Origin of the sequence: Collinsella sp. OF02-10 (genome assembly GCF_003463445.1) — a bacterium.
In the GTDB taxonomy this organism is placed as follows: Bacteria; Actinomycetota; Coriobacteriia; order Coriobacteriales; family Coriobacteriaceae; genus Collinsella.
This window is the reverse complement of the sequence record NZ_QSCW01000005.1, coordinates 110040-132158: the sequence shown is the minus strand read 5'-3', so window position 1 is coordinate 132158 and position 22119 is coordinate 110040. Positions and strand designations below refer to the sequence as shown.

General features: G+C 57.3%; 24 protein-coding genes. 9 read left to right on the top strand and 15 right to left on the bottom strand.

From position 1 onward, the window contains the following. Window positions 1-31: 31 nt before the first annotated feature. The gene (locus DXA43_RS04235) at window positions 32-802 is read right to left on the bottom strand and encodes a hypothetical protein (RefSeq protein WP_117806337.1); all 771 of its coding nucleotides are present in this window, start codon (window positions 800-802) and stop codon (window positions 32-34) included. Next, a complete protein-coding gene (locus tag DXA43_RS04230) occupies window positions 799-1527 on the bottom strand; it encodes a lantibiotic protection ABC transporter ATP-binding protein (RefSeq protein ID WP_055250122.1) in 729 nt (242 codons plus the stop codon). The genes DXA43_RS04235 and DXA43_RS04230 overlap by 4 nt, the downstream gene beginning before the upstream one ends. A gap of 396 nt (window positions 1528-1923) precedes the next feature. Between DXA43_RS04230 and DXA43_RS04225 the strand changes: the two genes are divergently transcribed. The 6 genes from DXA43_RS04225 to DXA43_RS04200 all read left to right on the top strand — a co-directional run bounded on the left by DXA43_RS04225 (window position 1924) and on the right by DXA43_RS04200 (window position 6774). Continuing rightward, a complete protein-coding gene (locus tag DXA43_RS04225) occupies window positions 1924-2628 on the top strand; it encodes a CDP-alcohol phosphatidyltransferase family protein (protein ID WP_117806336.1) in 705 nt (234 codons plus the stop codon). A gap of 66 nt (window positions 2629-2694) precedes the next feature. After that, a complete protein-coding gene (locus DXA43_RS04220; protein ID WP_006236002.1) occupies window positions 2695-3129 on the top strand; it encodes an FHA domain-containing protein in 435 nt (144 codons plus the stop codon). 3 nt (window positions 3130-3132) lie between these two features. Continuing rightward, window positions 3133-4011 (top strand): MerR family transcriptional regulator, encoded by an 879-nt coding sequence (locus DXA43_RS04215; protein WP_055250118.1) that lies wholly within the window; start codon window positions 3133-3135, stop codon window positions 4009-4011. Between the two features lie 40 nt (window positions 4012-4051). After that, window positions 4052-4582, top strand: a complete 531-nt coding sequence (locus DXA43_RS04210; RefSeq protein WP_117806335.1) for an adenine phosphoribosyltransferase — start codon at window positions 4052-4054, stop codon at window positions 4580-4582. 32 nt (window positions 4583-4614) lie between these two features. Continuing rightward, the gene (locus DXA43_RS04205) at window positions 4615-5742 is read left to right on the top strand and encodes an NlpC/P60 family protein (RefSeq protein WP_199580521.1); all 1128 of its coding nucleotides are present in this window, start codon (window positions 4615-4617) and stop codon (window positions 5740-5742) included. Window positions 5743-5907: 165 nt separating this feature from the next. Next, complete coding sequence (locus tag DXA43_RS04200; RefSeq protein ID WP_117806334.1) at window positions 5908-6774, top strand: DegV family protein; 867 nt, start codon at window positions 5908-5910, stop codon at window positions 6772-6774. A 73-nt stretch (window positions 6775-6847) separates the two neighbouring features. Here the strand turns inward: DXA43_RS04200 and DXA43_RS04195 are convergent, their stop codons facing one another. Together DXA43_RS04195 and DXA43_RS04190 are read right to left on the bottom strand one after the other, a co-directional pair. Beyond that, window positions 6848-7459 carry a DUF1836 domain-containing protein gene (locus tag DXA43_RS04195; protein WP_199580520.1) on the bottom strand — a complete coding sequence of 204 codons (612 nt, stop codon included), beginning with the start codon at window positions 7457-7459 and terminating at the stop codon, window positions 6848-6850. A 154-nt stretch (window positions 7460-7613) separates the two neighbouring features. Further along, window positions 7614-8552 carry an NAD(P)/FAD-dependent oxidoreductase gene (locus tag DXA43_RS04190; protein WP_117806333.1) on the bottom strand — a complete coding sequence of 313 codons (939 nt, stop codon included), beginning with the start codon at window positions 8550-8552 and terminating at the stop codon, window positions 7614-7616. 118 nt (window positions 8553-8670) lie between these two features. Here DXA43_RS04190 and DXA43_RS04185 point away from each other — a divergent pair, with 118 nt between their 5' ends. After that, complete coding sequence (locus tag DXA43_RS04185) at window positions 8671-9972, top strand: glycosyltransferase (RefSeq protein ID WP_117806332.1); 1302 nt, start codon at window positions 8671-8673, stop codon at window positions 9970-9972. A 458-nt stretch (window positions 9973-10430) separates the two neighbouring features. Here the strand turns inward: DXA43_RS04185 and dut are convergent, their stop codons facing one another. From dut to DXA43_RS04170, 3 genes are read right to left on the bottom strand one after another with little or no spacing between them, the layout of a single operon-like run. After that, the gene (gene dut / locus DXA43_RS04180) at window positions 10431-10874 is read right to left on the bottom strand and encodes a dUTP diphosphatase (RefSeq protein WP_117806331.1); all 444 of its coding nucleotides are present in this window, start codon (window positions 10872-10874) and stop codon (window positions 10431-10433) included. Between the two features lie 4 nt (window positions 10875-10878). After that, window positions 10879-11322 carry a transcriptional regulator NrdR gene (nrdR, locus tag DXA43_RS04175; RefSeq protein ID WP_022093781.1) on the bottom strand — a complete coding sequence of 148 codons (444 nt, stop codon included), beginning with the start codon at window positions 11320-11322 and terminating at the stop codon, window positions 10879-10881. A gap of 51 nt (window positions 11323-11373) precedes the next feature. Further along, on the bottom strand, window positions 11374-11823 hold the full coding sequence (locus tag DXA43_RS04170) for a LysM peptidoglycan-binding domain-containing protein (protein WP_158564936.1): 450 nt from the start codon (window positions 11821-11823) through the stop codon (window positions 11374-11376). A 163-nt stretch (window positions 11824-11986) separates the two neighbouring features. Here DXA43_RS04170 and lexA point away from each other — a divergent pair, with 163 nt between their 5' ends. Further along, entirely contained in the window at window positions 11987-12631 is a 645-nt protein-coding gene (gene lexA, locus DXA43_RS04165; protein WP_040359862.1) for a transcriptional repressor LexA, read from the top strand. Beyond that, a complete protein-coding gene (locus tag DXA43_RS04160) occupies window positions 12631-13335 on the top strand; it encodes a heparan-alpha-glucosaminide N-acetyltransferase (RefSeq protein WP_089573371.1) in 705 nt (234 codons plus the stop codon). Before lexA ends, DXA43_RS04160 begins: the two co-directional genes overlap by 1 nt. Here DXA43_RS04160 and hflX read toward each other — a convergent pair. From hflX to recA, 8 genes are all read right to left on the bottom strand, one after another. Continuing rightward, the gene (gene hflX, locus DXA43_RS04155; RefSeq protein ID WP_117806329.1) at window positions 13320-14609 is read right to left on the bottom strand and encodes a GTPase HflX; all 1290 of its coding nucleotides are present in this window, start codon (window positions 14607-14609) and stop codon (window positions 13320-13322) included. The genes DXA43_RS04160 and hflX overlap by 16 nt on opposite strands. Then, complete coding sequence (miaA, locus tag DXA43_RS04150) at window positions 14609-15547, bottom strand: tRNA (adenosine(37)-N6)-dimethylallyltransferase MiaA (RefSeq protein ID WP_117806328.1); 939 nt, start codon at window positions 15545-15547, stop codon at window positions 14609-14611. Before miaA ends, hflX begins: the two co-directional genes overlap by 1 nt. Beyond that, window positions 15547-16917, bottom strand: coding sequence for a tRNA (N6-isopentenyl adenosine(37)-C2)-methylthiotransferase MiaB (miaB, locus tag DXA43_RS04145; RefSeq protein ID WP_022094691.1), 1371 nt, complete (start codon window positions 16915-16917; stop codon window positions 15547-15549). Before miaB ends, miaA begins: the two co-directional genes overlap by 1 nt. Window positions 16918-16962: 45 nt before the next feature. After that, window positions 16963-17280, bottom strand: coding sequence for a stage V sporulation protein S (locus DXA43_RS04140; protein WP_006235982.1), 318 nt, complete (start codon window positions 17278-17280; stop codon window positions 16963-16965). A gap of 74 nt (window positions 17281-17354) precedes the next feature. Beyond that, complete coding sequence (locus DXA43_RS04135; protein WP_117806327.1) at window positions 17355-18440, bottom strand: ATP-binding protein; 1086 nt, start codon at window positions 18438-18440, stop codon at window positions 17355-17357. A 1-nt stretch (window position 18441) separates the two neighbouring features. Continuing rightward, window positions 18442-19992, bottom strand: a complete 1551-nt coding sequence (gene rny / locus DXA43_RS04130; RefSeq protein ID WP_089573375.1) for a ribonuclease Y — start codon at window positions 19990-19992, stop codon at window positions 18442-18444. A 257-nt stretch (window positions 19993-20249) separates the two neighbouring features. Further along, a complete protein-coding gene (locus tag DXA43_RS04125; RefSeq protein WP_117773512.1) occupies window positions 20250-20942 on the bottom strand; it encodes a regulatory protein RecX in 693 nt (230 codons plus the stop codon). Between the two features lie 11 nt (window positions 20943-20953). Next, entirely contained in the window at window positions 20954-22102 is a 1149-nt protein-coding gene (recA, locus tag DXA43_RS04120; RefSeq protein WP_099431786.1) for a recombinase RecA, read from the bottom strand. Window positions 22103-22119: the final 17 nt, after the last annotated feature.

The window sequence follows — 22119 nt, the reverse complement described above, 5'->3', positions numbered from 1 at the left end:
GGCGTCGGGTCGGAGAGTCGTGTCATGGCCATCACCTCTCCTCGGAGCGCGCGAACCAGGCCGCGCCCGCCGCCGTGAGCGCGGCGAACGCGAGCGCGCAGACCGCAAGGCCCGCCAGCGTGAGCATGCCGTCCGCCATGAGCGCCCCGCCGAGCGCCATGTCCGCCGCGAGCGGCTCGCCGCTCGGCAGCACGGGAATGAAGCTCGTGGGGATGACCATGTTCGCCGACGGCGGAAAGAGCTGCGGCAGCGGCACCAACGACCAGGCGAACCCACCTAAGAGTTGCGCGGCGAGCGGGCAGAAGATGCCCGCGAGCATGCCGAGCCGCGCCGTGAGGAAGAGCCCTGCAGGGATCATCCACGCCGCGGTCACCGTGTTGGCGAGCGCGCAGAGGAGCATCGTGAGCGTGCCCGCGGCCGTGAGACCCTGCGAGGAGAACGCCGATCCCGCGAGGTAGATGCCGAAGACCACGAGGTTCGAGAGCGTGCAGAGCGCGAGGCACCAGAGCGCCTTGGCCCACCAGGCGCGCCCGAGCGGGAAGCCCAGGCCCAGAAGCCCCCGCATCCGCGTGCGAGCATCCGCCCGCGCGACGCACGCCACCACGAGCGAGAGACACACGGGCAGGAAGAGCGCGTACCAGTAGTTCCACGCGCTGAAGATCTGCACGCCCCGGTAGGGCATCGCGCCGAGCAGCGGCATCGGCAGCGCCATGAGCACGGCCAGGCGAACCGGTGCCGCGTGGCGCGACTTCAGGGCCTCGGCGCGCAGGCCCGCGAGCAGGCCGCCTTTCTCGCCCGTCATGCCGCCACCTCCCCGCGCGCTCGTCGCCCTTCCCGGCAGAAGCTCATGAAGAGTTCCTCGAGGTCCTGCCCGGGACGAAGCGCATCCTCGTAGGCAAGGCGCCCCCCGCAGATGATGCCGATGGTGTCCGCCATCTGCTGCACCTCGGAGAGGATGTGGCTCGAGACGATCACCGTCGTACCCGCCGCCGCGAAGCCGCGGATCTGGTCGCGCAGTTCCTCGATGCCGATGGGGTCGAGGCCGTTGGTGGGCTCGTCGAGCACGAGCAGGCGTGGCCGGGCGATCAGCGCCAACGCGAGCCCCAGGCGCTGCCGCATCCCCATCGAGAAGCGCCCGGCGCGCTTCTTCCCGGTGTCCGCGAGGTCCACGGCGGCGAGCACCTCATCTATGCGGCTCTCGGGAAGGCCCAGCAGCGTGGTGCGCACGCGCAGGTTCTCGCGCGCGGTGAGGTTGGGGTAGAGCGGCGCCTCCTCGATGAGGCTGCCGATTGCGTAGAGGTCCTCGCGGCGCCAGGCGTGCCCGGCAAAGAGGATCTCCCCGGCCGTCGGCCGCAGCATCCCGCAGATCATCTTGAGCGTTGTCGACTTGCCGGCGCCGTTGGGACCGAGCAGCCCGTACACCTCGCCCTCGCGGATATGAAGGCTCACGTCGGCCACGGCGTCCTGCGCCTGGTCGCCGCGGCCGAAGCGCTTGGTGAGCCCACGCGTCTCGAGCATGTAACCCATGGGTTTATCCTTTCTCTTCCGGGAGCGCGGGCCGAGTCACCGTGCCCGCGCGCCTTACCTTTCGGGTTCACCATCCATGGTGGGGCGCGTTTCTAACGAAGCCATAACGGCCGTTGGGTTCTTTTGGCGCCAACCCTTCTCGACCCGCACATCATGATTAATTTGCTTAAGGCAACAACTTTCCCGATCGATGTAATCACCGAATCAAAACGTGTACATCACCCTCCAAAACCGACATTTTTCGGCATGTTTGGAGGCTGATGTACACGAATGTGAAATCCACCGCCGCCCAAAAGCGCCTTCCTCATGTCTGGACTCTCTATGCTTACGCTGGATAGACATCGCCGGAACGGGTATAGTAGCGAAAGTTTTGTCGTTAACCAGCGGGGGAGTCCTGTGGGCATCAAAAAGAAGATCAAAAAGGAGCTTATCGGCACTTCCGATTACCCGTCGAATAAGATCTTTACGATCTCCAATTTCATCACCTTTACGCGCCTGATCCTCACTCTGGTATTTCTGTACCTGTTTGTGACGGATAACAACCGCGTCATCGCCATCGTTATCTACGCCGTTGCCGCCTCTACCGACTGGATGGACGGTCAGATCGCCCGCATGACCAAGACGGTCTCGTGGCTCGGCAAGGTCATGGACCCCATCTGCGACCGTGCGCTGCTGTTCACCGGCGTACTTGGGCTGGTGGTCCGCGGAGAGCTGCCCATCTGGGTCTGCGTGCTCATTATTGGCCGCGACATCTATCTGGGCATCGGCACGCTTATCGTTCGTCATTATCACCGTCGCCCCATCGATGTCGTCTTTCCCGGAAAGATTGCCACTGCACTGCTCATGACCGGCTTCTCGCTCATGCTGCTCGGGTTCCCCGTTATTGACGGCCTGCGTCTTTTACCTTCAACCCTTACGGCCTTCCCGGGCCTCAACGGAAGCTCGGTGCCCCTCGGCATCTTCTTTGTGTACGGCGGCGTGATCTTCTCCATGCTCACGGCTGTCATCTATTCCATTAAGGGCGGAGTGGCCATTAAACAGGCTCTCGCGCATCCCGAGGACGAGGACATCGACTTTCTGAACCCTGAAATCGAAGACTGATTCGTTGGGGTATGATTACGTACGGTTCATTATTTGCGGCACGTCCGCGATAAGTTAGGGGTTGTCATGGACAACATGGTTAACAATATGCCTCAGAATGATAAGACTGCTGACGCTACCTGCGTATTCCGCGTGCCTTCAAGCGACGTCACCGTTCCCGACCTCATGGCCAACGTGCGCATCACCGCCCCCGTTCTGTCCATCGTCAAGGGTCCGCAGACCGGTGCCGCCTTTGAGCTCGAGGACGACGTGACCACCATCGGCCGCGATCCTGCAAACGGCATCTTCCTCAATGACATGACTGTTTCGCGCAGCCACGCGCGCATTATTCGTGAGGGCCTCGGCGCTCGCATCGAGGATCTGGGTTCGCTCAATGGCACCTGGGTCGACGGTGCCATCGTCAACGCGGCCCCGCTGCACGACGGTTCTTCCGTCCAGATCGGTACGTTTACGCTCATCTATCACGAGAGCACGCCGGAGCGCATCGAAACCGGCGAGTAGGGCATGGCCGAACGCAACTATCTGAGTATCGGCCAAGTCGTCAACCTACTTCGAGGCGCATACCCCGATCTTTCGAACTCAAAAATTAGATTTCTAGAAGATGAGGGGCTCATTACCCCTCATCGTACGCCTAAGGGATACCGTCAGTACTCTAAGGAGGACGTTGATCGCCTGGAGGTCATCCTGCACTTGCAGAAGACCCGCTACATGCCGCTCAACGTGATTAAGCAGCGCTTGGAAAACGCCACGGACCTGTCAACGCTCGCCTACGAGGTGGGCTTGCTGTCCGATGTTCCGCTTAAGACGGAGCCCAAGGAGACCAAACAAAAGCTGCATCCCATCGAGACCATTCCCGATATGCTGGGCGTCGAGATCTCGTTTATCCGCTCGCTCGCCGAGAACGACCTCATTCGCATCATCAAGAGTCCGCAGAACCGTGAGCTCGTCGATGGTCGCGATTTTCCGATCATCCGCTACTGCTCCGAGCTGTCACGCTTCCATATCGAGCCGCGCAACCTGCGTCAGTACGTGTCTTCCGCCAACCGCGAATCCTCGATGTTTGAGCAGGTGCTCGTGAGCATGCTCGGAATGGATACCTCCGATGACGAGCGCGACGCCAAGCTCGAGCGTGCGTTTAAGAAGCTTCACGACCTGACGGAGGGCGTGCACACCGCGCTGCTCAAAAACCGCGTTTTTGAGTCGCTCAACGCCGTGGTCGAGGACGCCGACATCGATGCACTCGATGAGGAAATCGCTCGCTCCGAATCCACCAAGGCCAAAAACGAAGAAACTGCCGCACCGGCTTCGCACGAGGATTCTCTCGTAAAGCCGCTCAAGGTCGTCGCCCCTTCGCAATCCGGCACCGTCACCGCGGGCAAATAACCGCTGTTGATATTTCGGCAACCCATTGAAAGGTCATGCAATGTACGACTTCGAATCTCAAATCGTCGACATCCCCGACTATCCCGAGCCCGGAGTCATCTTCAAAGACATCACGCCGCTCTTTGGCAATCCCGAGGCGCTCAAAGCCATGACCGATGCCCTCGCCGAGCAATTTGCCGGCATGGGAATCACCAAGGTCGTGGGCCCAGAGGCTCGAGGCTTTATGGTTGGCGTACCGGTGGCTGTAGCCCTTGGCGCCGGCTTTGTTCCCGCACGTAAACCGGGCAAGCTGCCGCGCGAGACCGTGAGCCAAAGCTATGAGCTCGAATACGGAACGGATTCCATTGAGATCCATGCCGACGCTATCAGCTCTAAAGATACCGTGTTGATTCTGGATGACTTGGTCGCGACGGGCGGAACCGTCGAGGCAACAGGTAAACTGGTGCGAGATATGGGCGCAAAGCTTGTCGGTTACGGTTGTATCCTTGAGCTTGCGTTTCTCAACCCGCGCGAGAAGCTCACGCCGTCTGATGGCGATGTGGAGCTCTTTAGCCTGGTGACGGTGGACTAGCCGTTACCCTTAGTTACTGGAAAGGAAGCTACATGCGCACAGCAAACACGCACAAAAACATGGCACGCTGCGCTGCTACGGCAACCCTCGCTTGTGTTTTGGGCTTGGGCCTCGCGGCTCCTGCCTACGCCGATACCGCATCCGACCTTGCCGCTGCTCGAACGAAGCTCGAGCAGATCGGTACCCAAACCCAGCAGATTTACGATGAGCTCGCCACGCAGACGCAGGCGCTCGATCAGACTGCTGGCGAGATCACGCAAAAGCAGCAGGAGATCGCTGACGGTCAGGCCAAGCTCTCGACCTATGTCGCCGGCGAGTACAAAACTGGCGGTCTGAGCCTGCTTCAGGTTCTGACGGGCGTTGACGACCTGAGCGATATGCTCAACCGTCTGTTCTACTACGGCAAAGTTTCCGATAAGCAAGCTCAGACCATTCAAGAGGTCAAGGAGCTTAAGCAGCAGCTCACCGATAAGCAGGCCGAGCAGGAGAAGAACGTCGCCACCACGCAAAAGAAGGTCGACGAGCTTAACGCCCAGCAGGCTGAGGCCCAGAACGTCGTATACTCCCTGGATTCGCAGCTGCAGGCCGAGCTTGCCGCAGAGGCCGAGGCCAACGCCGCGCTGCAGGCCGGCATCAACGCCAGCACTGCCGAGAAGGCCACGGTAAGCAACGAGACTGCCGGTACGACCGAGAACACCAACAACGGTGGTCAGACCAGCAATAACAACAACCAGGGCGGCAACACTCCGGCTCCTACGCCGACACCTGCTCCGACGCCGCAGCCCTCCACGCCTGCTCCGGCTCCGACGCCTTCTGCTCCGAGCCAGTCCGTCGATGGCGGTTCTGTTGTCTCGCGTGCATACAGCAAGCTTGGTTGCGCTTATTCCTGGGGCGGAATTGGCCCGAACAGCTTCGACTGCTCTGGTTTTGTTAGCTATTGCCTCACTGGTCGCTATTGCCGCCTGGGCACCACGGGTACCTTTATGGGCTGGACGCGTGTGTCCGATCCGCAGCCCGGTGACGTTGTGGTCAACTCGTACCACACCGGCATTTACATCGGTGGTGGTCAGATGATTCATGCTTCCGACTACAACACGGGTGTTATCATCAGCTCCGTTGCCGCCGGCATGAACAACAACTATATCTTCGTGCGCTACTAAGTCATCTTACACAGCGTGTGAATGTGGACCTCGTGGCTTAAAGTCGCGAGGTCTATTCTTTTGTCTCTAATCTTGTACGGCTATCTAGTATTCAAAACTAGATAGCCGTACATTCGGTTTGCAAGATGGCTATAATTGTTGAGGAACAATTAGAAAGGACCCTCTATGAGCTGGGCACTTATCTCCGATTCAAGCTGTAACCTCCGCGATTGGCAACCGACCGCGCCCCATACCACCTTTGCATTTGCGCCCCTCAAAATTCGAGTGGGGGAGCGTGAATTCGTCGATGACCTTTCGCTCGATGTACATGAGCTCAACTGCGCTGTTCAGGCGGAGACGAACGCTTCTTCGAGCGCTTGTCCCAGCGTAGGGGAGTGGGCCGAGCTCTTCAAATTGGCAGACAAGACCATCTGCATGCCAATCTCTGAGGGCGTGTCGGGCAGCTACAATGCGGCAGCCACGGCTCGCGATATGGTTCTTGCCGAGGAGCCCGACCGGCAGATTCATCTAGTCAATTCGCGCGCAGCTGGCGGCAAAATGGACCTCATTTTCTTGCTGTTCGACCGCTATCTTGCAAGCAATCCGGATGTCTCATTCGAGAACGCTTGCACATACTTCGATAGCCTTGAACAGAACAGCAAAATCCTCTTCAGCTTGTGCAATTACGAAAACCTGGCCAAAGCCGGACGTATCCCTAAGGCAGCCGGCGTCATTGCCAACAAGCTCAATATCCGCATTTTGGGCACGGCGAGTGAGGCCGGTAAAATCGAACTCGTCGGTCACACGCGTGGCGAAAAGAAGATGCTCAACAAGATCATCGATACCATGGAAGCCGAGGGTTTTACGGGCGGCGAGGTCGTCATCGACCATGTGGAAAATGAGACAGGCGCCCAGGCACTTGCCAGCCGCATTGTGGAGCGCTGGCCAGGCTCCAAGACTATCATCATGCCCTGTAACGGGCTAGATTCATACTATGCCGAAATGCATGGGCTCATTATCGGCTACGGCATGGGCGTGGCTTCGGGCCAATAACGTCCAACCAAGCAAAAATACGGGCGGGACAAAGTGACAGATGGCCCTTTGTTCCGCCCGTTATATACGTTGGCTAGCTATTAAACCCATTAAACTTTAGATAGCTCATCAGGTACGCCTTCGAAACGAAGGATGAAACCGCACTGCGCACAAGCAGCGACTCACGCGTTACCTGATGCGCCGTATCGGGAACCGGCGTCTGCTCGACGGAAAACGCCGAACGAATCGATGCCTCGAGCTGATCGACCACATAATCGAAGGCCGTCGGGGCATCATAGCTCAAACGCTGAATGTTAAAGAGTGCCTGCACCGCAGCAATAGGTAACACCTGCTTAAAGAGGCAGATAGCGATCAGGCGGGCAATCTGCTCGCGGCCATATTGCTTTTTAACCGGAGCAGGCACCAGGCCGACCTTCACGTAGTTGTTGATCATCGATGGCGTAATGACGGGCTGCTCAACGCAAATGGACAGCGGCTCCATCCACAGCGCAACATACTCAATAACCTGGTCGCGATAGAGCGTCACATTGGGCAACTGGTCATAGCGCGACAGACTCAACCTATTGAGTTTGCACACGATTTCGGACTGAATAAATGCATCGGGCAGCACCGTGGGCTGAATATCCTCAGGCTTAATACTGACCGACGAATCGGACATCGGAATAACGTGTTTAACGTGGTTCATAAAGGTCCTCCGTTCATTTTCTATATTGTATTCTAGGTTTTCTAGTTTTGCATACCACATAGCCGGCAAGTAAAAGTGGTTGGACAACACATTGATGCATCGTCCAACCACTTTGTGTAAAGATAGCAACCTTACATAAGATATATTATCGTACTTATTCACGGAGAAACGCGTATGCGCTCGTTGCTGCTATGGCTCCGTCCGAAACGGCGGTCACAACCTGGCGTAAACGCTTGGAACGGATATCGCCGGCTGCGAATAAGCCGGGCGTACGGGTGGCCATCGAATCGTCGGTGACAATGCCGCCGTCAGGAGCCAGATCGACTAGATGCTCAACCAGCTCGGTATGCGGCAGCATCCCCGTAAAGACAAAGATGCCAAACGAGCCAGGTTCAAATGACTCGGTATGAGTCTCACCGGATGCATTGTCCTTAAAGGTGATCGTCGTTGGCATTGCTTCGCCCGAGAGCTCCACAATACTAGTTTGGTACCTAACTGTAATATTGTCCTTTTCGAGTACTTTCTGAACAACACCATCAGGCGCACGAAATTGGTCGCGGCGCAGCACGATGGTCACGCTGGTGGCAATGTCTGACAGGAACAGCGCCTCTTCGCATGCCGAATTGCCACCACCGATTACAAAAACCTGCTTGCCGCGGAAAAACATGCCGTCACATGTCGCGCAATATGAAACGCCACGACCGCGATACGTATCCTCGCCTGCGAAACCTGCCGGACACGGCGTGGCACCCATGCAAGCGATAACGCTCGAGGCCAGCGTATCGCCCATATCGTGATGCACCGTAAACAACGCTGCATCGGCATCGTAATCGATACCCGTAACCATGCTCCATGTAACCTGTGCTCCCAGGCCCTCTGCATGCTGCTGAAAACGCTCGCCGAGTTCGGCGCCACTCAGGAGCGGGAAACCCGGATAGTTCTCGACCTCATTGGTTGTGGCGATCTGCCCTCCCGACATGCCCTGCTCAATCACGGTCGTCGTCAGGTTGGCACGCGCAGCATAAATGGCGGCAGCATAGCCCGCGGGGCCGCCACCGATAATCGCAACATCGATCGGCTTATCGGTAGTCATGAAGCGTCCTTTCGTCGAAACGTTGTCGTTCTTTGCGCTCATACCCAAATTTACGTGAACGTGACACTCATGCACTACAATGATAAATCCGTATTACAAAGCTGAAGGGGTGTTATCGATGGACCAGGCGCAGACGAGTGACGACGCTCCCCTGCTCACGCACAGCACTCCCCAATCGGAGCAAACCACGCTCCTGGCTCAACAAAAACCTCTCGTGACCATCGTGCACGCCTCCGTTGGCTCGGGCCACAAGGCCGCCGCAAATGCGATTGCGCAGGCATTCGACCTCATCCGCGGCACCAATGGCATCCCCGAGGATATTGAGATTGAAGTGCTCGATATCCTTGATTTTGGACGTATTAAATTCGACGGCAATAAGACCGCGGCTTCTTTTACGGGAGCCACACGCCCCATTTACGACCTGACCTGGCGATATACGCTTACGGGACATCTTCTCTGGGGTGGCGGAACGGCATGGTCGCGAATTATGTTCCCCGCCTTCAACGAATATATTCGTAGCCGCAGGCCCATAGCCGTGGTTGCAACGCACATCACAGCAGCCAATGTTGCCGTGGGCGCCCGCGTAATTACGGGTATCGATTATCCGGTCATCTGCGTACCGACCGACTACGAAGTCGAGGGATGGTGGCCCCACAAGGACACCGATTTATTCTGTGTTGCCAACGAATTTATGGCCGAAACGCTGCGTCCGCGCAAGGTGCTCGAGACAAAGATTCGCATTACCGGCATTCCTATTCGCGCCGGATTCGACACGGATTATGATCGCGAAGAAGAGCTAGCTAAGTTCAACCTCCCCACCGACAAGACCGTCGTGCTGGTAATGGCCGGTGCCAGCTTGCCTCAACCGTACGTTCGCTTTCGCGCGGAGATGGACCGCACCCTCCCCTTCCTACGCAGCTTCGAAGACATGCACTTTGTCTTTTTGCCGGGCAAGGATAAGGAATACGCCGCCCGCCTCAAGACACTCTTCGATGCCATGAAGCTCGAAAATGTCACGGTGCTGGACTATGTCGACGACATGGCGGCCCTCATGCACGGCTGCGACCTGGCAATTCTCAAATCGGGCGGACTCACGGTCACCGAGTGCCTATGCGCACATCTGCCGATGATCCTGCTGGGCAAATCATACGGCCAGGAAAAGGCCAACACCACGATGCTCACCGGCATGGGCGCCAGCATGCACGTCACCACCGCACGAGAGCTCATCGTGACGTTGCGTCATCTCCACGATCATCCTGAGTCGCTCAAGGCACTGCTCATCAACGGCGAAGTACTACGCCGCCCCCACGCAGCCGAAGACATAGCCATCGCAACCATGGAGCTCGTAGGCAAACCCCAAAAGCGCAAACGAGCCTTCTGCCGCTTCTACTGGGGCGGAAAACCCGCGCACATCCGCTAGCGTCTTAATTTCCGCTTGCCTGCGGGAGGCCCCTATATATCATCCCGTGCTCAAACATTCTCGCTTCGCTGCGAAACTGCGCGCGGGACGATATATAGGGGCCTCCCGCAGGTAAGCTGCGTTAACGTACCAGCGGCTATACCAGATTCCCCACCAGTAGAATCTGCAAAGGGGAACCAGAAAATATAAATACAGTAAGTCGATGCGACAAAGGAGGCGTCCCTTCATCGCATCGACTTACTAGAAAAGTAAATATTGTTTCAAGCGAGTAGCCGCCCGCCCGGGGCTTACCTATATCGTTCCACGCGCAGTTTCGCAGCGAGCGAAGCGACGCGAGAATGTTTGAGCATGGAATGATATGTGTGAGAGGCAGGCGGGAGGGATACGAGCGCCCCGCGAGAATGTTTGAGCACGGGATGATATATAGGCCCCTCCCACTGGTGAGCGGACGATTGAGTTTAAGCGACGCCGCTGGAGCCGAAGCCTCCTTTGCCACGGTCGGTTTTGTCTAGTTCTTCTACTTCTACGAGGTTGACCGTGGGGACTTCTTGGATGACGAGCTGGGCGATGCGGTCGCCTTTGTTGATTTGGATGTCGTTGGTGGGATCCAGGTTGATGAGAATAACCTTGAGTTCCCCTCGGTAGTGGGCGTCGATGAGGCCCGGCGTATTGACTATAGACAGGCCCTGCTTGATGGCCAAGCCGCTGCGGGGCTGGACGAAGCCGGCGTAGCCATCGGGCAGGGCGATGGCCAGCCCCGTAGAGACCAGACGGCGTTCGAAGGGCTTCAGGACGCAGTCTTCGTTGGAGCGTAGATCAAAGCCGGCATCGGTGGGATGGGCGTATTTGGGAAGCTCGAGGGTGGGGTCGAGACGCTTTATGTTGACGGTAATGTTGGACATGGAATCACCTTAGCTTGTCGAGCTCTTGCAGAAATTCATCGACGTCTTTGAAATCGCGGTAGACCGAGGCAAAACGGATGTACGCAACCTTGTCGATCTTGGCCAAGCGCTTGAGCACCATGTCACCCAACTCATGGGACGTGACGGCCGTCAGCGTGCGAGAGCGAAGCTCGACCTCGATGTCATCGATAATCTCATTGAGCTTCTTAGTGTCGATATCGCGCTTGATGGTGGCGCGCATCAAGCCGACAAGAAGCTTATTGCGATCGAACCGCTGCTTAGTTCCATCTGACTTAATGACCTCGATAGGGTCCTCGCATCGCTCAAACGTTGTAAAGCGGTAGTTACACGAGCAACATTCGCGACGGCGCTTAATGGTGTTATTTGACTCCTGCATACGGGAATCAACGACGCGGGTATGTGCCTTGCCGCATTTGGGACAGCGCATGGTACCTCCTCTTAAACGATAACAAGGGTACCATGCGCAGCGCGATAATGATTACGAACGAGCAGGAACCTTAAGATACGCACCGGCGGCGAGCGAACCATGCTCCAGATGATTGACGCTACGGATCATGTCGGAAGTCTCTTGCGTGGAAAGGCCTTCGATTGGATATTCTTCGGCAAGCGACCAAAGAGAATCGCCAGGCTGAACGCGAATGGTCTCGTAGGTAATGTTGGAAACGGACTCGGCATACGCGGCGTGACGAGCGCTAAAGACCGACATAGCGAGGACAAAGAAGAGCGTAAGCGCAACGGCGACGGCGACAATCGTCGGAACCTTCAGGGCAACGCGGGCCGGCGCGACTACAGCCTGCTGATTGCGCGCAGGCTTTACGGTCAAAGGCTGAAAGCCGGAGCGGCCACCCTGAACAACCGTAAAAGTGGGTTCTGCAGGCGTCTCGAGCTTAAGGGCGAGGTTTCCCTGGACCATATTCGTTACGTTCATCATGTTCTCCTCTCGCGTGTTTTGCTGAGAACAGTTTTATCAAGCCGCGCGGACAAAAATGTCTAGCGCGAGAACGAATGTTCGGTTATTATTATCTTCGAACAGTTGTTCCTGTCAAGCAAAATTCGAACATTTGTTTGACATGGGTAGAGAGGATGCCCTGATGGCTCGCAAAATTACCAAGCGTCAGCAGCAAATTTACGACTTCATCAAGGAATATCAGCAGGAGAAGGGTTATCCGCCCAGCGTGCGCGAGATGGCTTCTGCCGTGGGCCTTTCCTCCCCCAGCACCGTGCACGCCCATCTCTCTGCCCTGGAGGCTCGCGGGCTACTCAAGCGCGATGCCACCAAACCGCGCGCCCTGGAACTCTTTAACGAGGATGGTTCCTCTGTCTCAATTTCCAAATCTGACGAGCCCACCGCACCTCGCGGAACGGTCTCGCTACCGCTCGTTGGTCGCGTCGCGGCTGGGATTCCCATTCTGGCAGAGCAGAATATCGAAGACACGTTTACTATCCCGACCGAAATCGCCACTGATCAGGGTTCCTTTATCCTTGAGGTGCATGGGAGCTCAATGATCAATGTCGGCATCTTCAATGGCGATTACATCATCGTCCGTGAACAAAAGAGTGCCATGAACGGCGAAATTGTCGTGGCCATGATTGATGGTTCGGCGACCGTCAAGACGTTCTACAAGGAGCAGGGGCGTGTGCGCTTGCAGCCCGAGAACGACACCATGGAACCTATCTATGCAACGAATCCCGTTATCCTGGGCAAAGTCGTCGGCTTGATGCGCCGGTTCTCGTAATGCAAAAACGCATAACCATCTTTGATACCGTCCGCGGGTTTACGATGATTTCTATGGCAGGTTTTCACGCTTGCTATGATCTCGCCTACCTGTACGGCTGGGATATGCCTTGGTTTACCCAGACTGTCTTTCAAGACGTCTGGCGCGCCAGCATCAGCTGGGTATTTTTGTTTATCGCGGGTTGGATGTGCACGCTCTCACGCAACAATGCCAAACGAGCGGCTAAGTACGCTGCCGCAGCTTTGGTCGTCTGGATCGCAACAACGCTCGTATCGGTCGACGATTCAGTGAACTTTGGCATCATTTATTGCATGGCGGTGTGCACCGCGGTGGTTGCGTTCACCCGTCCGTTACTCCAAAAATTACCGGGCTCATGGGGCATCGCAGCGTGCCTTGTTCTTTTTGCCCTAACCTGGGGCATTCCAAAGGCGGTCTACCCACTCCCCTACCTGGCATGGCTTGGATTCCCAGGCCCGGGTTTTGTTTCGGGAGATTACTATCCGCTCATACCGTTTGTCTTTATGTACCTTACCGGCTTTTTTGCTGCCCAGGCAGCACAAGCATCAAGTCTCGAAGCGCCAGCATGGGCATACGCCAATCCTATCCCGGCGCTCGCAGTCCTGGGTCGGCATGCCTTACCGTTCTACCTGCTCCATCAGCCAGTCATTCTAGGCGTGCTAGAAATCGTTTATTCCGTACGATAGCGCTCGAGCCGCGGTGCAATACGAGCCGGCAACTTCGCCACAATGCGAACGCCGTCCTCGAGATATTCCTCATGCAGAAGGGTTCCCTGCTCATGCACCAGCGTGATGAGAGCGCCCTCGCGATACGGGATATCAGCGGAGAGCAACACATCGGTGGCAGCTGCCTCGCGAGCAATCCGGTCGACGAGATCGTCGAGCCCCTCGCCCGTTTGGGCCGAGAACAGAACGGCCTCCGGATAGCGACGACGGAAACTCAATCGATCGACGCTATCGAGAAGATCGATTTTATTGAATACGGTCAGCGTTAAACGCTCTCCGGCGCCGATCCCATCAAGCACGCGGTCGACAGCCTCCAGCTGCCGCTCATAGTCCTCGTCAGACGCATCTACGACTTTGAGAATTAGATCGGCACCCAAAACCTCGGACAGCGTCGATTTAAAGGCATCGACCAGACCATGCGGCAGCTTTTGAATAAAGCCGACGGTATCGGTAATCGTCATGCCGCGACCGCCGGGCAGACGATACGAACGCGTCGTCGGGTCGAGCGTAGCAAACAGCTTGTCCTGCGAAAGTACCGTAGAGCCGGTCAGACGATTGAGCAACGTCGATTTACCGGCATTGGTATAACCGGCCAACGCGACGCGAAACGCCGGTGACTCAATGCGACTCTTGGATTGAACATCGCGACGCTGTTCAACCTGCTTGAGCTCACGACGAAGCGCAGCGATCTTATTACGAATAAGGCGACGGTCGACCTCGAGCTGACTTTCGCCCTGACCAAAACGTGAGCCGATGCCGCCGCGCGTCTGCTCCTTGGCGAGATGGCTCCACATGCCACGCAGGCGAGGCAACAAATATTGAAGCTGTGCCAGCTGTACCTGCAGGCGTCCCTCACGCGTCTGAGCATGCAGGCCAAAGATATCCAGGATCAGTGCTGTACGATCGATAATCTTTACCGGCTCGCCCACAGCTTTCTCCAAATAGGATTGCTGCGAGGGCGTCAGGTCGTCGTCAAAAATAACGACATCGGCATCCATGCGATGCACCAGGCCGCACAGCTCTTCTACCTTGCCGGAACCGATAAACGATTTAGGATACGGCTTTACCAAACGCTGCGACAAGCGTGCCACGCACTGAGCACCAGCTGTGTGGGCAAGACGCTCCAGCTCATCAAGCGAGCGATCGAGCGGCCATGCATTGTCGCGCCACTCAACACCAACTAAAATGGCACGCTCGGGCTCGGGTGCCGTGGGAACAAGGGGGAAACGGGCCATTAGGCAGCCTCAATACGATGCAGGATATCCTCAACGACCTCATCGATCGTACATTCATCCATATCAAACCACACGATACGGTCATCGCGCTTAAACCACGAAAGCTGACGCTTGGCATAACGACGCGAACGCATCTTAATGAGTTCGCGAGCCTCATCCATGCTCATCACGCCATTGAAAGCATCAATGATCTCTTTATAGCCAATTGCCTGCATCGACGTCAGGGCATCTCCCAGCCCCTGGCCCATAAGACCGCGGACCTCATCGACAAGACCCTGCTCAAACATCAGATCGACGCGCTGGTTAATGCGCTCGTAGAGCACCTCGCGATTACGCGTCAGACCAAACCATAGGGCATGATAATGCTCGTGCGGAACACTAAACTGCGACTTTTGCTGCGCATAGGAAACGCCATCATCATGCATCTCGAGCGCACGAATCACACGGCGCACGTTATGGGGATGAATAACAGCAGCCGATTCTGGATCGCGCTCGGCAAGCAAGGCATGCAGTTCTTCCTCGCCAATACGCTCGGCAAGCTCCTGATAGCCCGCACGACGATCGTCCTCAAGTTCACCCGAGGGAAAGTCCATCTCATCGAGGGCGGCCTTGAGATACAGCCCCGTACCTCCGCAAAAAACCGGCAGGCAACCCGAACCAAGGAGACGTTCAACATGCGCGCGAGCGTCGGCCTGATAAAGCGCAGCAGAATATGCCACACCCGGCTCTACAATGTCGACGAGACGCAGCGGCGCCGTGCACTCATCGGGCACCATCTTTGCGGTACCGATGTCCATGCCGCGATAGATTTGCATCGCATCGCACGACAGCACTTCGGACGAAAGACGAGCTGCCAAACGGTCGGCAACATCACTCTTACCAACCGCCGTCGGACCGACGATCGCAACGGCGGAAAGACCTGCCCCGAGAGAAACCATTAGCGCGGCTCGCCCACAACGGAGCCGGACAAATACCAGGTCTTGGCAACGTCAACGTCAACATCAACGATCTTACCAACAAGCTGATCGATGCTGTAACCCTCGGGGATAGGCGCATGCACGGTCTGATTCTTGGGACTCTTGCCCAGCAGGACCGCGTCGTTCTTTTTACTCGTTCCCTCAATGAGCGCCGGAACCACAGTATGAAGCTCACCCTGGTTATACTCGTGTGCCGTGGTCTCGATAACCTTAACCAGACGGTTGAAACGCTCGAGAATAACCTCATGCGGCGTAGGATCGTCAATCTCGGCGGCCGGGGTACCGGCGCGCTTGGAATAGATGAAGGTATAGGCCTGAGCATAGCGGACCGTCTCGGCAAGTGAGAGCGTCTGCTCAAAGTCTTCTTCAGTCTCACCCGGGAAGCCAACGATAATGTCGGTCGAGAGCGCGATATCGGGCATGCGGTTGCGAATGCGATCGACAAGGCCCAGATAGTCCTCGCGTGTATAACGGCGATTCATCTCTTTGAGGATCCGCGTCGAACCTGACTGGACGGCCAGGTGCAGCTGCGGCATAACGGCAGGCGTCTCGGCCATGGCGTCGATGGTCTCGGGCAACAGGTCCTTGGGATGCGAAGACGTAAAGAAGATGCGCTCCACGCCCGTATCGCCCACGGCACGCAGCAGATCGGCAAAACGCGGCTTGCCAAACAGATCGCGACCATATGAGTTAACGTTTTGGCCCAGCAGCGTAATCTCACGCACGCCCTGGCGCACCAAACCGGTCACCTCGTCGACAATCTCCTCGAAGGGGCGGCTCTTTTCGCGACCACGCACGTACGGCACGATGCAATAGGTGCAGAAATTATTGCAGCCCGTCATGATGGGCACCCAGGCGTGATACTGAGTCTCGCGATGCCACGGCATGCTCATGGCATCCGTATCCTCATGCTCATTGGTACGGATATGACGCTTGCCATCAAGGAACGCCTCGGCAATGAGCTCGGCCACATGCGCGATGGAATGCGTGCCAAAGATGACATTGACGTTATCGACGTTGGTGAGCAGGCCCTCGCCATCGCGCTGCGCGATGCAACCGCCAACGGCAACCACGCGCTTGCCCGAAGGCGAAGGCGGCAGGCTTTTGCAGGAATTGCACTGACCGTACAGGCGAGTATCGGCGGCCTCGCGCACGCAGCACGTCATGAAGACAACGATATCGGCATGCGCGGGATCGAGCGCCATGAGGCAGCCATACGAATCAAGCAGACCGCTCACACGCTCGGAGTCGTGCTGATTCATCTGGCAGCCAAAGGTGCGGATAAAGTAGGTTTTACCGGCAAGAATATCGCGTACGGAACGCTGGTCCATGTGCATAAGTCCTAACGATGGGGAGCGAAACGAGGCAAGCAGAAGCTATGCCACAGGCTTAACATCATCCATGACGACGTTATCCATAGCAGCTCGATTGATCTGGTGAACGTAGATAGAAAGGCGGATGGCCGTGCGCGACTCCCCGTTAATGAGGATGTCGGAGAACACGGGCGCGCAGGAAATATCAAAACCGGTTGGAATCAAAAAACCGCGCGCGATAGCAACGGCCTTAATGGCCTGGTTGACGGCACCGGCGCCGACACACTGGATGTTGACGGGTACACCATCCTTGACCATGCCGGCGATGGCGCCGGCAACGGACGCGGGCGATGATTTGCTTGATACCTTCAGGCAATCCATGAAGAAACTCCTGCATTTAAAAGTACGTTTTAACTGCAATAACTGTATCGTACCGAGTGGACTCGGTAAAGGCACTATTCCTCTTTGGCAAGATCAAAGGTCACGGTGATTCGATCACGCGAAACACGAATCTTTGGGTCGCCGCAAAGGTTGAGATAGTACCGGGCAGCAAGGTCATTAAAGTCGCGCTCCACAGCACGCGAAAACTGTGCAATGTCATCCTTGGCAATACGTAGCCCGCGACGATCCTTCGCGAGATCGACAGGAGCCGGCGCATGCGAGGACGAATCACGCTCGCGCAGCAGACGCGCGGCCACACCGCGAACGGGCTTAATCTGCCCCGCCAAAATGCGATGGGCCGTGCGCTCGGACATCTCAAGACCCAAACCCGAACAGATACGGATAAAGTCCTCGGCATCAGAAGCAAGGCCTAAACGATCGACAACCGGAAGCTCGCTCTCGTCATCAATGAACAGGAGACGAGACGTATCAAGCCGGCTTGACGCCTGAGCATAAAGGGTCGCGGCAATCTCAGACGGAGAACCAAGATAGACATCGCAACCACGCAACTCCTCGAGCGCAAACTCACATGCAGCGCGAATAATATTATGCGGACCGCGAGCACAGACATAACGTCCGTCCTCATCCTTGACGGCCTGGGGCCAGCTGGACTGATCGGCACGCTCACTGAGGCGGTCGGCCGCGACGCTCACCTTAAAGGCTGAACCAAGATCGACACCGGACGTGACCACACGGGCCTCATCGGTGTTCTGCTTGATCGAAAACAATGCCATGCCACGACCGTGAACGCCCCAACGGTCCATCTTCATGCTCTCGAGCTTGGAGGTAACGCGGGCATCAAAGATTCGCTCTTGCATATCCTGCGGAACGCCCGAACCGTTATCCAGAAAGACAAGCGTGCGGACGCCGTCTTCCTTGGTCGTGGCGAGATAGACCTTGTCGGCGCCGGCATCGCGAGCATTACGGAGCATTTCGATGACGATATCCTCGACATGCTGAATGTCGTGCTTTGCCTGGCGCCGCTCGGCCTCCGAAACGCGGAGGCGGACATACCCCTCGCCAAGGTTCTCCTCGACGCGAAGGTTGCCCTCCCCCGACATCGACGCGATAAATGAGATGAGCTCGTTCGCGTCGCTCATGTTATTTAGCGATATCGACAGCGCGGCTCTCGCGAATCACGACGACGCGCACCTGACCGGGATACTCCATCTCTTCCTCGATCTGATGGGCGATATCGTGAGCCAGAACCGTGGACTGGGCGTCGGAAATCTTGTCCGGCTGGACCATGACGTGGACCTCGCGACCGGCCTGCATGGCATAGGTACGTTCGACGCCGTCATGAGAGTTGGCGATCTCCTCGAGCTTCTCAAGACGCTTGATGTAGTTCTCGGCAGACTCGCGACGGGCACCGGGGCGAGAGGCAGAGACAGCATCGGCGGCCTGCACCAGGACATCGAGCACCGTGTTGGGGTCGACATCGGCATGGTGAGCCTCAATAGCGTGGACGATAACGGGCTTCTCGCCATAACGGCGGGCAAGCTCGGCGCCGATGACGGCATGTGGGCCCTCGACGTCGTGGTCGATTGCCTTGCCCAGGTCATGAAGCAGGCCGGCGCGCTTGGCGGTCACAACGTCCAGGCCAAGCTCGGAAGCCATCACGCCGCACAGATCAGAGACCTCGAGGGAATGCTGAAGCACGTTCTGACCAAACGAGGTACGGTAGCGCAGGGCACCAAGGGTCTTGACGATCTCGGGGTGCAGGTCGTGGATGCCGGTATCGAAGGCAGCCTGCTCGCCAGCCTCGCGCACGCGCTGCTGAACCAGGTCGGCGGCCTTGTGATACATCTCCTCGATACGGGCAGGGTGAATGCGGCCGTCGGCGATTAGGTTCTCGAGGGCGACACGGGCGGTCTCACGACGGACCGGGTCGAAGCTCGAAAGAACGACGGTCTCGGGCGTGTCGTCGATCACGAGGTTGACGCCGGAAACCTGCTCGAAGGTCCGGATGTTGCGACCCTCGCGACCGATGATACGGCCCTTGAGGTCATCAGAGGGAATGTGCACGGAGGTAACGGTGACCTCGGCAGTGTGGTCGGCAGCGCAGCGCTGAATCGCCAGAGACAGAATCTCCTGGGCGGTCTTGTGGCACTCGGCGCGAACCTGCTGCTCGGACTCGCGAATGATCGTGGCGGCCTCGTGGGTGACCTCGCCGCGAACCTTATCGAGGAGCTCCTTGTGGGCGTCCTCGCGGGTAAGGTCGGCGATACGCTCGAGCTCGGAGGTCTGCTTTGCGCAGAGCTCCTCGAGCTCACGGGAGCGCTTCTCGACCTGACCGGCCTGGCTGGACAGCTGATGCTCGCGCTTGTCGAGAGCGTCGTTGCGGCGATCAAGGGATTCCTCGCGCTGCATCACGCGGTTCTCGAGCGTACGAATCTCGTTCTTACGCTGCTTGTCCTCGGCCTCGGCGGCCTGCTTGTTCTTGATGATCTCCTCTTTAGCCTCGAGCAGAGCCTCTTTTTTGAGGGTCTCGGCCTGACGCTTAGCATCACCGATCAGGGACTCAGCCTGTGCGTGTGCCGACTGGATTTTTTCGTCGGCCTCGTGAAGACTACCCTGCTTGGCGGTGCGCATGTAGGCAATGGCGGCGATGGCACCCAAAACGATGCCAACGAGCGCTGCGATGATAGGCATGCTCACTCCTTTTTATGGATTCGTTACACAACAAAGCGAACCGTCCTTACGAACGGCTCGCGACATTTGAGTAATATGGGCGCAGCTTATGCGGGTCGGATACAGATAAACATATAAACAAACTCATCACAGATGAGCACATATCACAAAGCAAATGACAGTGTTTATCGTACGTTGAACCACAACAACTGTCAAATAAATGGCCCCAGCACGGCGGCTAAAACGCGGTGAACGGCAGGGCCACAAAACGCATACGCCTAAACCGCACATTCCTCACGTTCGGCATCGAGACGTGCCTTAACGGCATCGGCGGCGATGTGATACGAGAAGCCCTTGCCCATCAAAAACCGAACCAGTTTTTCGAATCCGCGCGTCTCTGGAACACGCCGCTTGGCGAGCAGGGCTGACGCACGCGCCAAATCGTCTTCGACGGCAAAATAGTCCTCGGGATAACCGGGAATGTCATCGAGCACGACATGACGGCGCTTGAGCTCGGTCTCGATTTTACGCTGTCCCCAACCGCGCCGCTTGCGTTCCTCGATAAAGTACGAGCAAAAGCGGTTCTCGTCTAAAAAGCGATACTCGGTGGCGCGCTCGACGGCGAAATCGATCGCGGTCTGGTGAAAGCCGTAGCGAGCCAGCTTGTCACGGACCTCGCCCGTCGCATGGTCGCGGCGCGATAACATCTCGGTCACCATGGTAAGTGCACATTTACGCTCGACGAGCTGCACCGCCTCACGAAAGTTGTCCCAATCACAGGGAAGATCGGGGCGGTTTTTGACATACAGGCGCGCGACCCGCGCGGGAATCCAAATGGACCGCTCAAAACCGCCCTCAAGCTCACAATCGATATGTGCGCAAGGCTTTTTGGACGCATACCCGCTCGAGAACGAGGAGGCCGCCTTCTTATCGGGAAAGACGACCGTGGCCTCGGTCACCGTATACGACATGAGCGTAACCGCTACTCGTCGTCATCATCGAGCATGGCGGAACCATCGATGGCGTAAAGCTCGTCAAACTCCTCAGGTGCAGGCTGATCGGTCAGCTCGACCTCGGACGGAGCATCGTCATCAAACTCAAGCCCGCAGGCAAGGCGGACCTTATGCTCAATCTCGTCGGCGCAATCGGGGTGTTCGCGCAGGAACGCCTTGGCGGCCTCGCGACCGTTGCCGAGCTTGTCCTCGCCATAGGCAAACCAGGAGCCCATCTTCTTGCAAATGCCGCACTCGACAGCCATGTCCAGAATCGAGCCCTCCTTAGAGATGCCCGTACCGTACATGATGTCGAACTCAGCAGAACGGAATGGAGCTGCCACCTTGTTCTTAACGACCTTGGCGCGCACGCGGTTACCGATAACCTCATCCTTAAGCTTAATGCTGTCGATGCGGCGAATGTCGATACGCACCGAAGAGAAGAACTTAAGGGCGCGGCCGCCCGTCGTGGTCTCGGGGTTGCCGAACATGACGCCGATCTTCTCTCGCAGCTGGTTAATGAAGATGCATGTCGTGTTGGACTTGGACAGCGAGCCGGCGAGCTTGCGGAGCGCCTGACTCATCAGGCGAGCTTGCAAACCGACCGTGGTATCGCCGATCTCTCCCTCGATCTCGGCACGCGGAGTCAGCGCGGCGACGGAGTCGACGACGATGGCATCGATGGCGCCGGAACGCACGAGCATGTCAACAATCTCGAGCGCCTGCTCACCCGTATCAGGCTGGGAAATCAGCACCTCGTCGATATCCACGCCAATGCGTGCGGCATACGTGGGATCGAGCGCGTGCTCGGCATCGATAAATGCCACCACGCCACCCATTGCCTGGGCCTCGGCCAGGATCTCGAGCGAAAGCGTCGTCTTACCGGAGGACTCAGGACCGTAAATCTCGACGATACGGCCGCGCGGCACACCGCCGATACCCAGAGCGGCATCGAGTGCCAGAGCGCCCGTGGGGATGGCCTCAACCTCAAGCTCGGGGCCGCCGTCACCATACCTCATGATGGAGCCTTGACCGAACTTCTTCTCGATCTCGGCCTTGGTGGTGGCGATCATCTCTTCGCGCTCTTTACCCGTCGTGGGTGCATGAACGGTACGTACGGGACCTGAATTCTTGGCCATGAATAGCCCTCCTCTTA

What these genes read in the sequence shown, in the direction of transcription:
- rny (WP_089573375.1), bottom strand. Translation starts at nt 19,992, where the DNA reads ATGCCTATCATCGCAGCGCTCGTTGGCATCGTTTTGGGTGCCATCGCC.
- DXA43_RS04235 (WP_117806337.1), bottom strand. Translation starts at nt 802, where the DNA reads ATGACGGGCGAGAAAGGCGGCCTGCTCGCGGGCCTGCGCGCCGAGGCC.
- DXA43_RS04205 (WP_199580521.1), top strand. Translation starts at nt 4,615, where the DNA reads ATGCGCACAGCAAACACGCACAAAAACATGGCACGCTGCGCTGCTACG.
- DXA43_RS04190 (WP_117806333.1), bottom strand. Translation starts at nt 8,552, where the DNA reads ATGACTACCGATAAGCCGATCGATGTTGCGATTATCGGTGGCGGCCCC.
- DXA43_RS04210 (WP_117806335.1), top strand. Translation starts at nt 4,052, where the DNA reads ATGTACGACTTCGAATCTCAAATCGTCGACATCCCCGACTATCCCGAG.
- DXA43_RS04230 (WP_055250122.1), bottom strand. Translation starts at nt 1,527, where the DNA reads ATGGGTTACATGCTCGAGACGCGTGGGCTCACCAAGCGCTTCGGCCGC.
- DXA43_RS04125 (WP_117773512.1), bottom strand. Translation starts at nt 20,942, where the DNA reads ATGTCGTATACGGTGACCGAGGCCACGGTCGTCTTTCCCGATAAGAAG.
- DXA43_RS04160 (WP_089573371.1), top strand. Translation starts at nt 12,631, where the DNA reads ATGCAAAAACGCATAACCATCTTTGATACCGTCCGCGGGTTTACGATG.
- hflX (WP_117806329.1), bottom strand. Translation starts at nt 14,609, where the DNA reads ATGGCCCGTTTCCCCCTTGTTCCCACGGCACCCGAGCCCGAGCGTGCC.
- DXA43_RS04215 (WP_055250118.1), top strand. Translation starts at nt 3,133, where the DNA reads ATGGCCGAACGCAACTATCTGAGTATCGGCCAAGTCGTCAACCTACTT.
- DXA43_RS04220 (WP_006236002.1), top strand. Translation starts at nt 2,695, where the DNA reads ATGGACAACATGGTTAACAATATGCCTCAGAATGATAAGACTGCTGAC.
- DXA43_RS04195 (WP_199580520.1), bottom strand. Translation starts at nt 7,459, where the DNA reads ATGAACCACGTTAAACACGTTATTCCGATGTCCGATTCGTCGGTCAGT.
- miaA (WP_117806328.1), bottom strand. Translation starts at nt 15,547, where the DNA reads ATGGTTTCTCTCGGGGCAGGTCTTTCCGCCGTTGCGATCGTCGGTCCG.
- DXA43_RS04140 (WP_006235982.1), bottom strand. Translation starts at nt 17,280, where the DNA reads ATGGATTGCCTGAAGGTATCAAGCAAATCATCGCCCGCGTCCGTTGCC.
- DXA43_RS04170 (WP_158564936.1), bottom strand. Translation starts at nt 11,823, where the DNA reads ATGAACGTAACGAATATGGTCCAGGGAAACCTCGCCCTTAAGCTCGAG.
- nrdR (WP_022093781.1), bottom strand. Translation starts at nt 11,322, where the DNA reads ATGCGCTGTCCCAAATGCGGCAAGGCACATACCCGCGTCGTTGATTCC.
- DXA43_RS04135 (WP_117806327.1), bottom strand. Translation starts at nt 18,440, where the DNA reads ATGAGCGACGCGAACGAGCTCATCTCATTTATCGCGTCGATGTCGGGG.
- DXA43_RS04185 (WP_117806332.1), top strand. Translation starts at nt 8,671, where the DNA reads ATGGACCAGGCGCAGACGAGTGACGACGCTCCCCTGCTCACGCACAGC.
- dut (WP_117806331.1), bottom strand. Translation starts at nt 10,874, where the DNA reads ATGTCCAACATTACCGTCAACATAAAGCGTCTCGACCCCACCCTCGAG.
- recA (WP_099431786.1), bottom strand. Translation starts at nt 22,102, where the DNA reads ATGGCCAAGAATTCAGGTCCCGTACGTACCGTTCATGCACCCACGACG.
- miaB (WP_022094691.1), bottom strand. Translation starts at nt 16,917, where the DNA reads ATGGACCAGCGTTCCGTACGCGATATTCTTGCCGGTAAAACCTACTTT.
- lexA (WP_040359862.1), top strand. Translation starts at nt 11,987, where the DNA reads ATGGCTCGCAAAATTACCAAGCGTCAGCAGCAAATTTACGACTTCATC.
- DXA43_RS04200 (WP_117806334.1), top strand. Translation starts at nt 5,908, where the DNA reads ATGAGCTGGGCACTTATCTCCGATTCAAGCTGTAACCTCCGCGATTGG.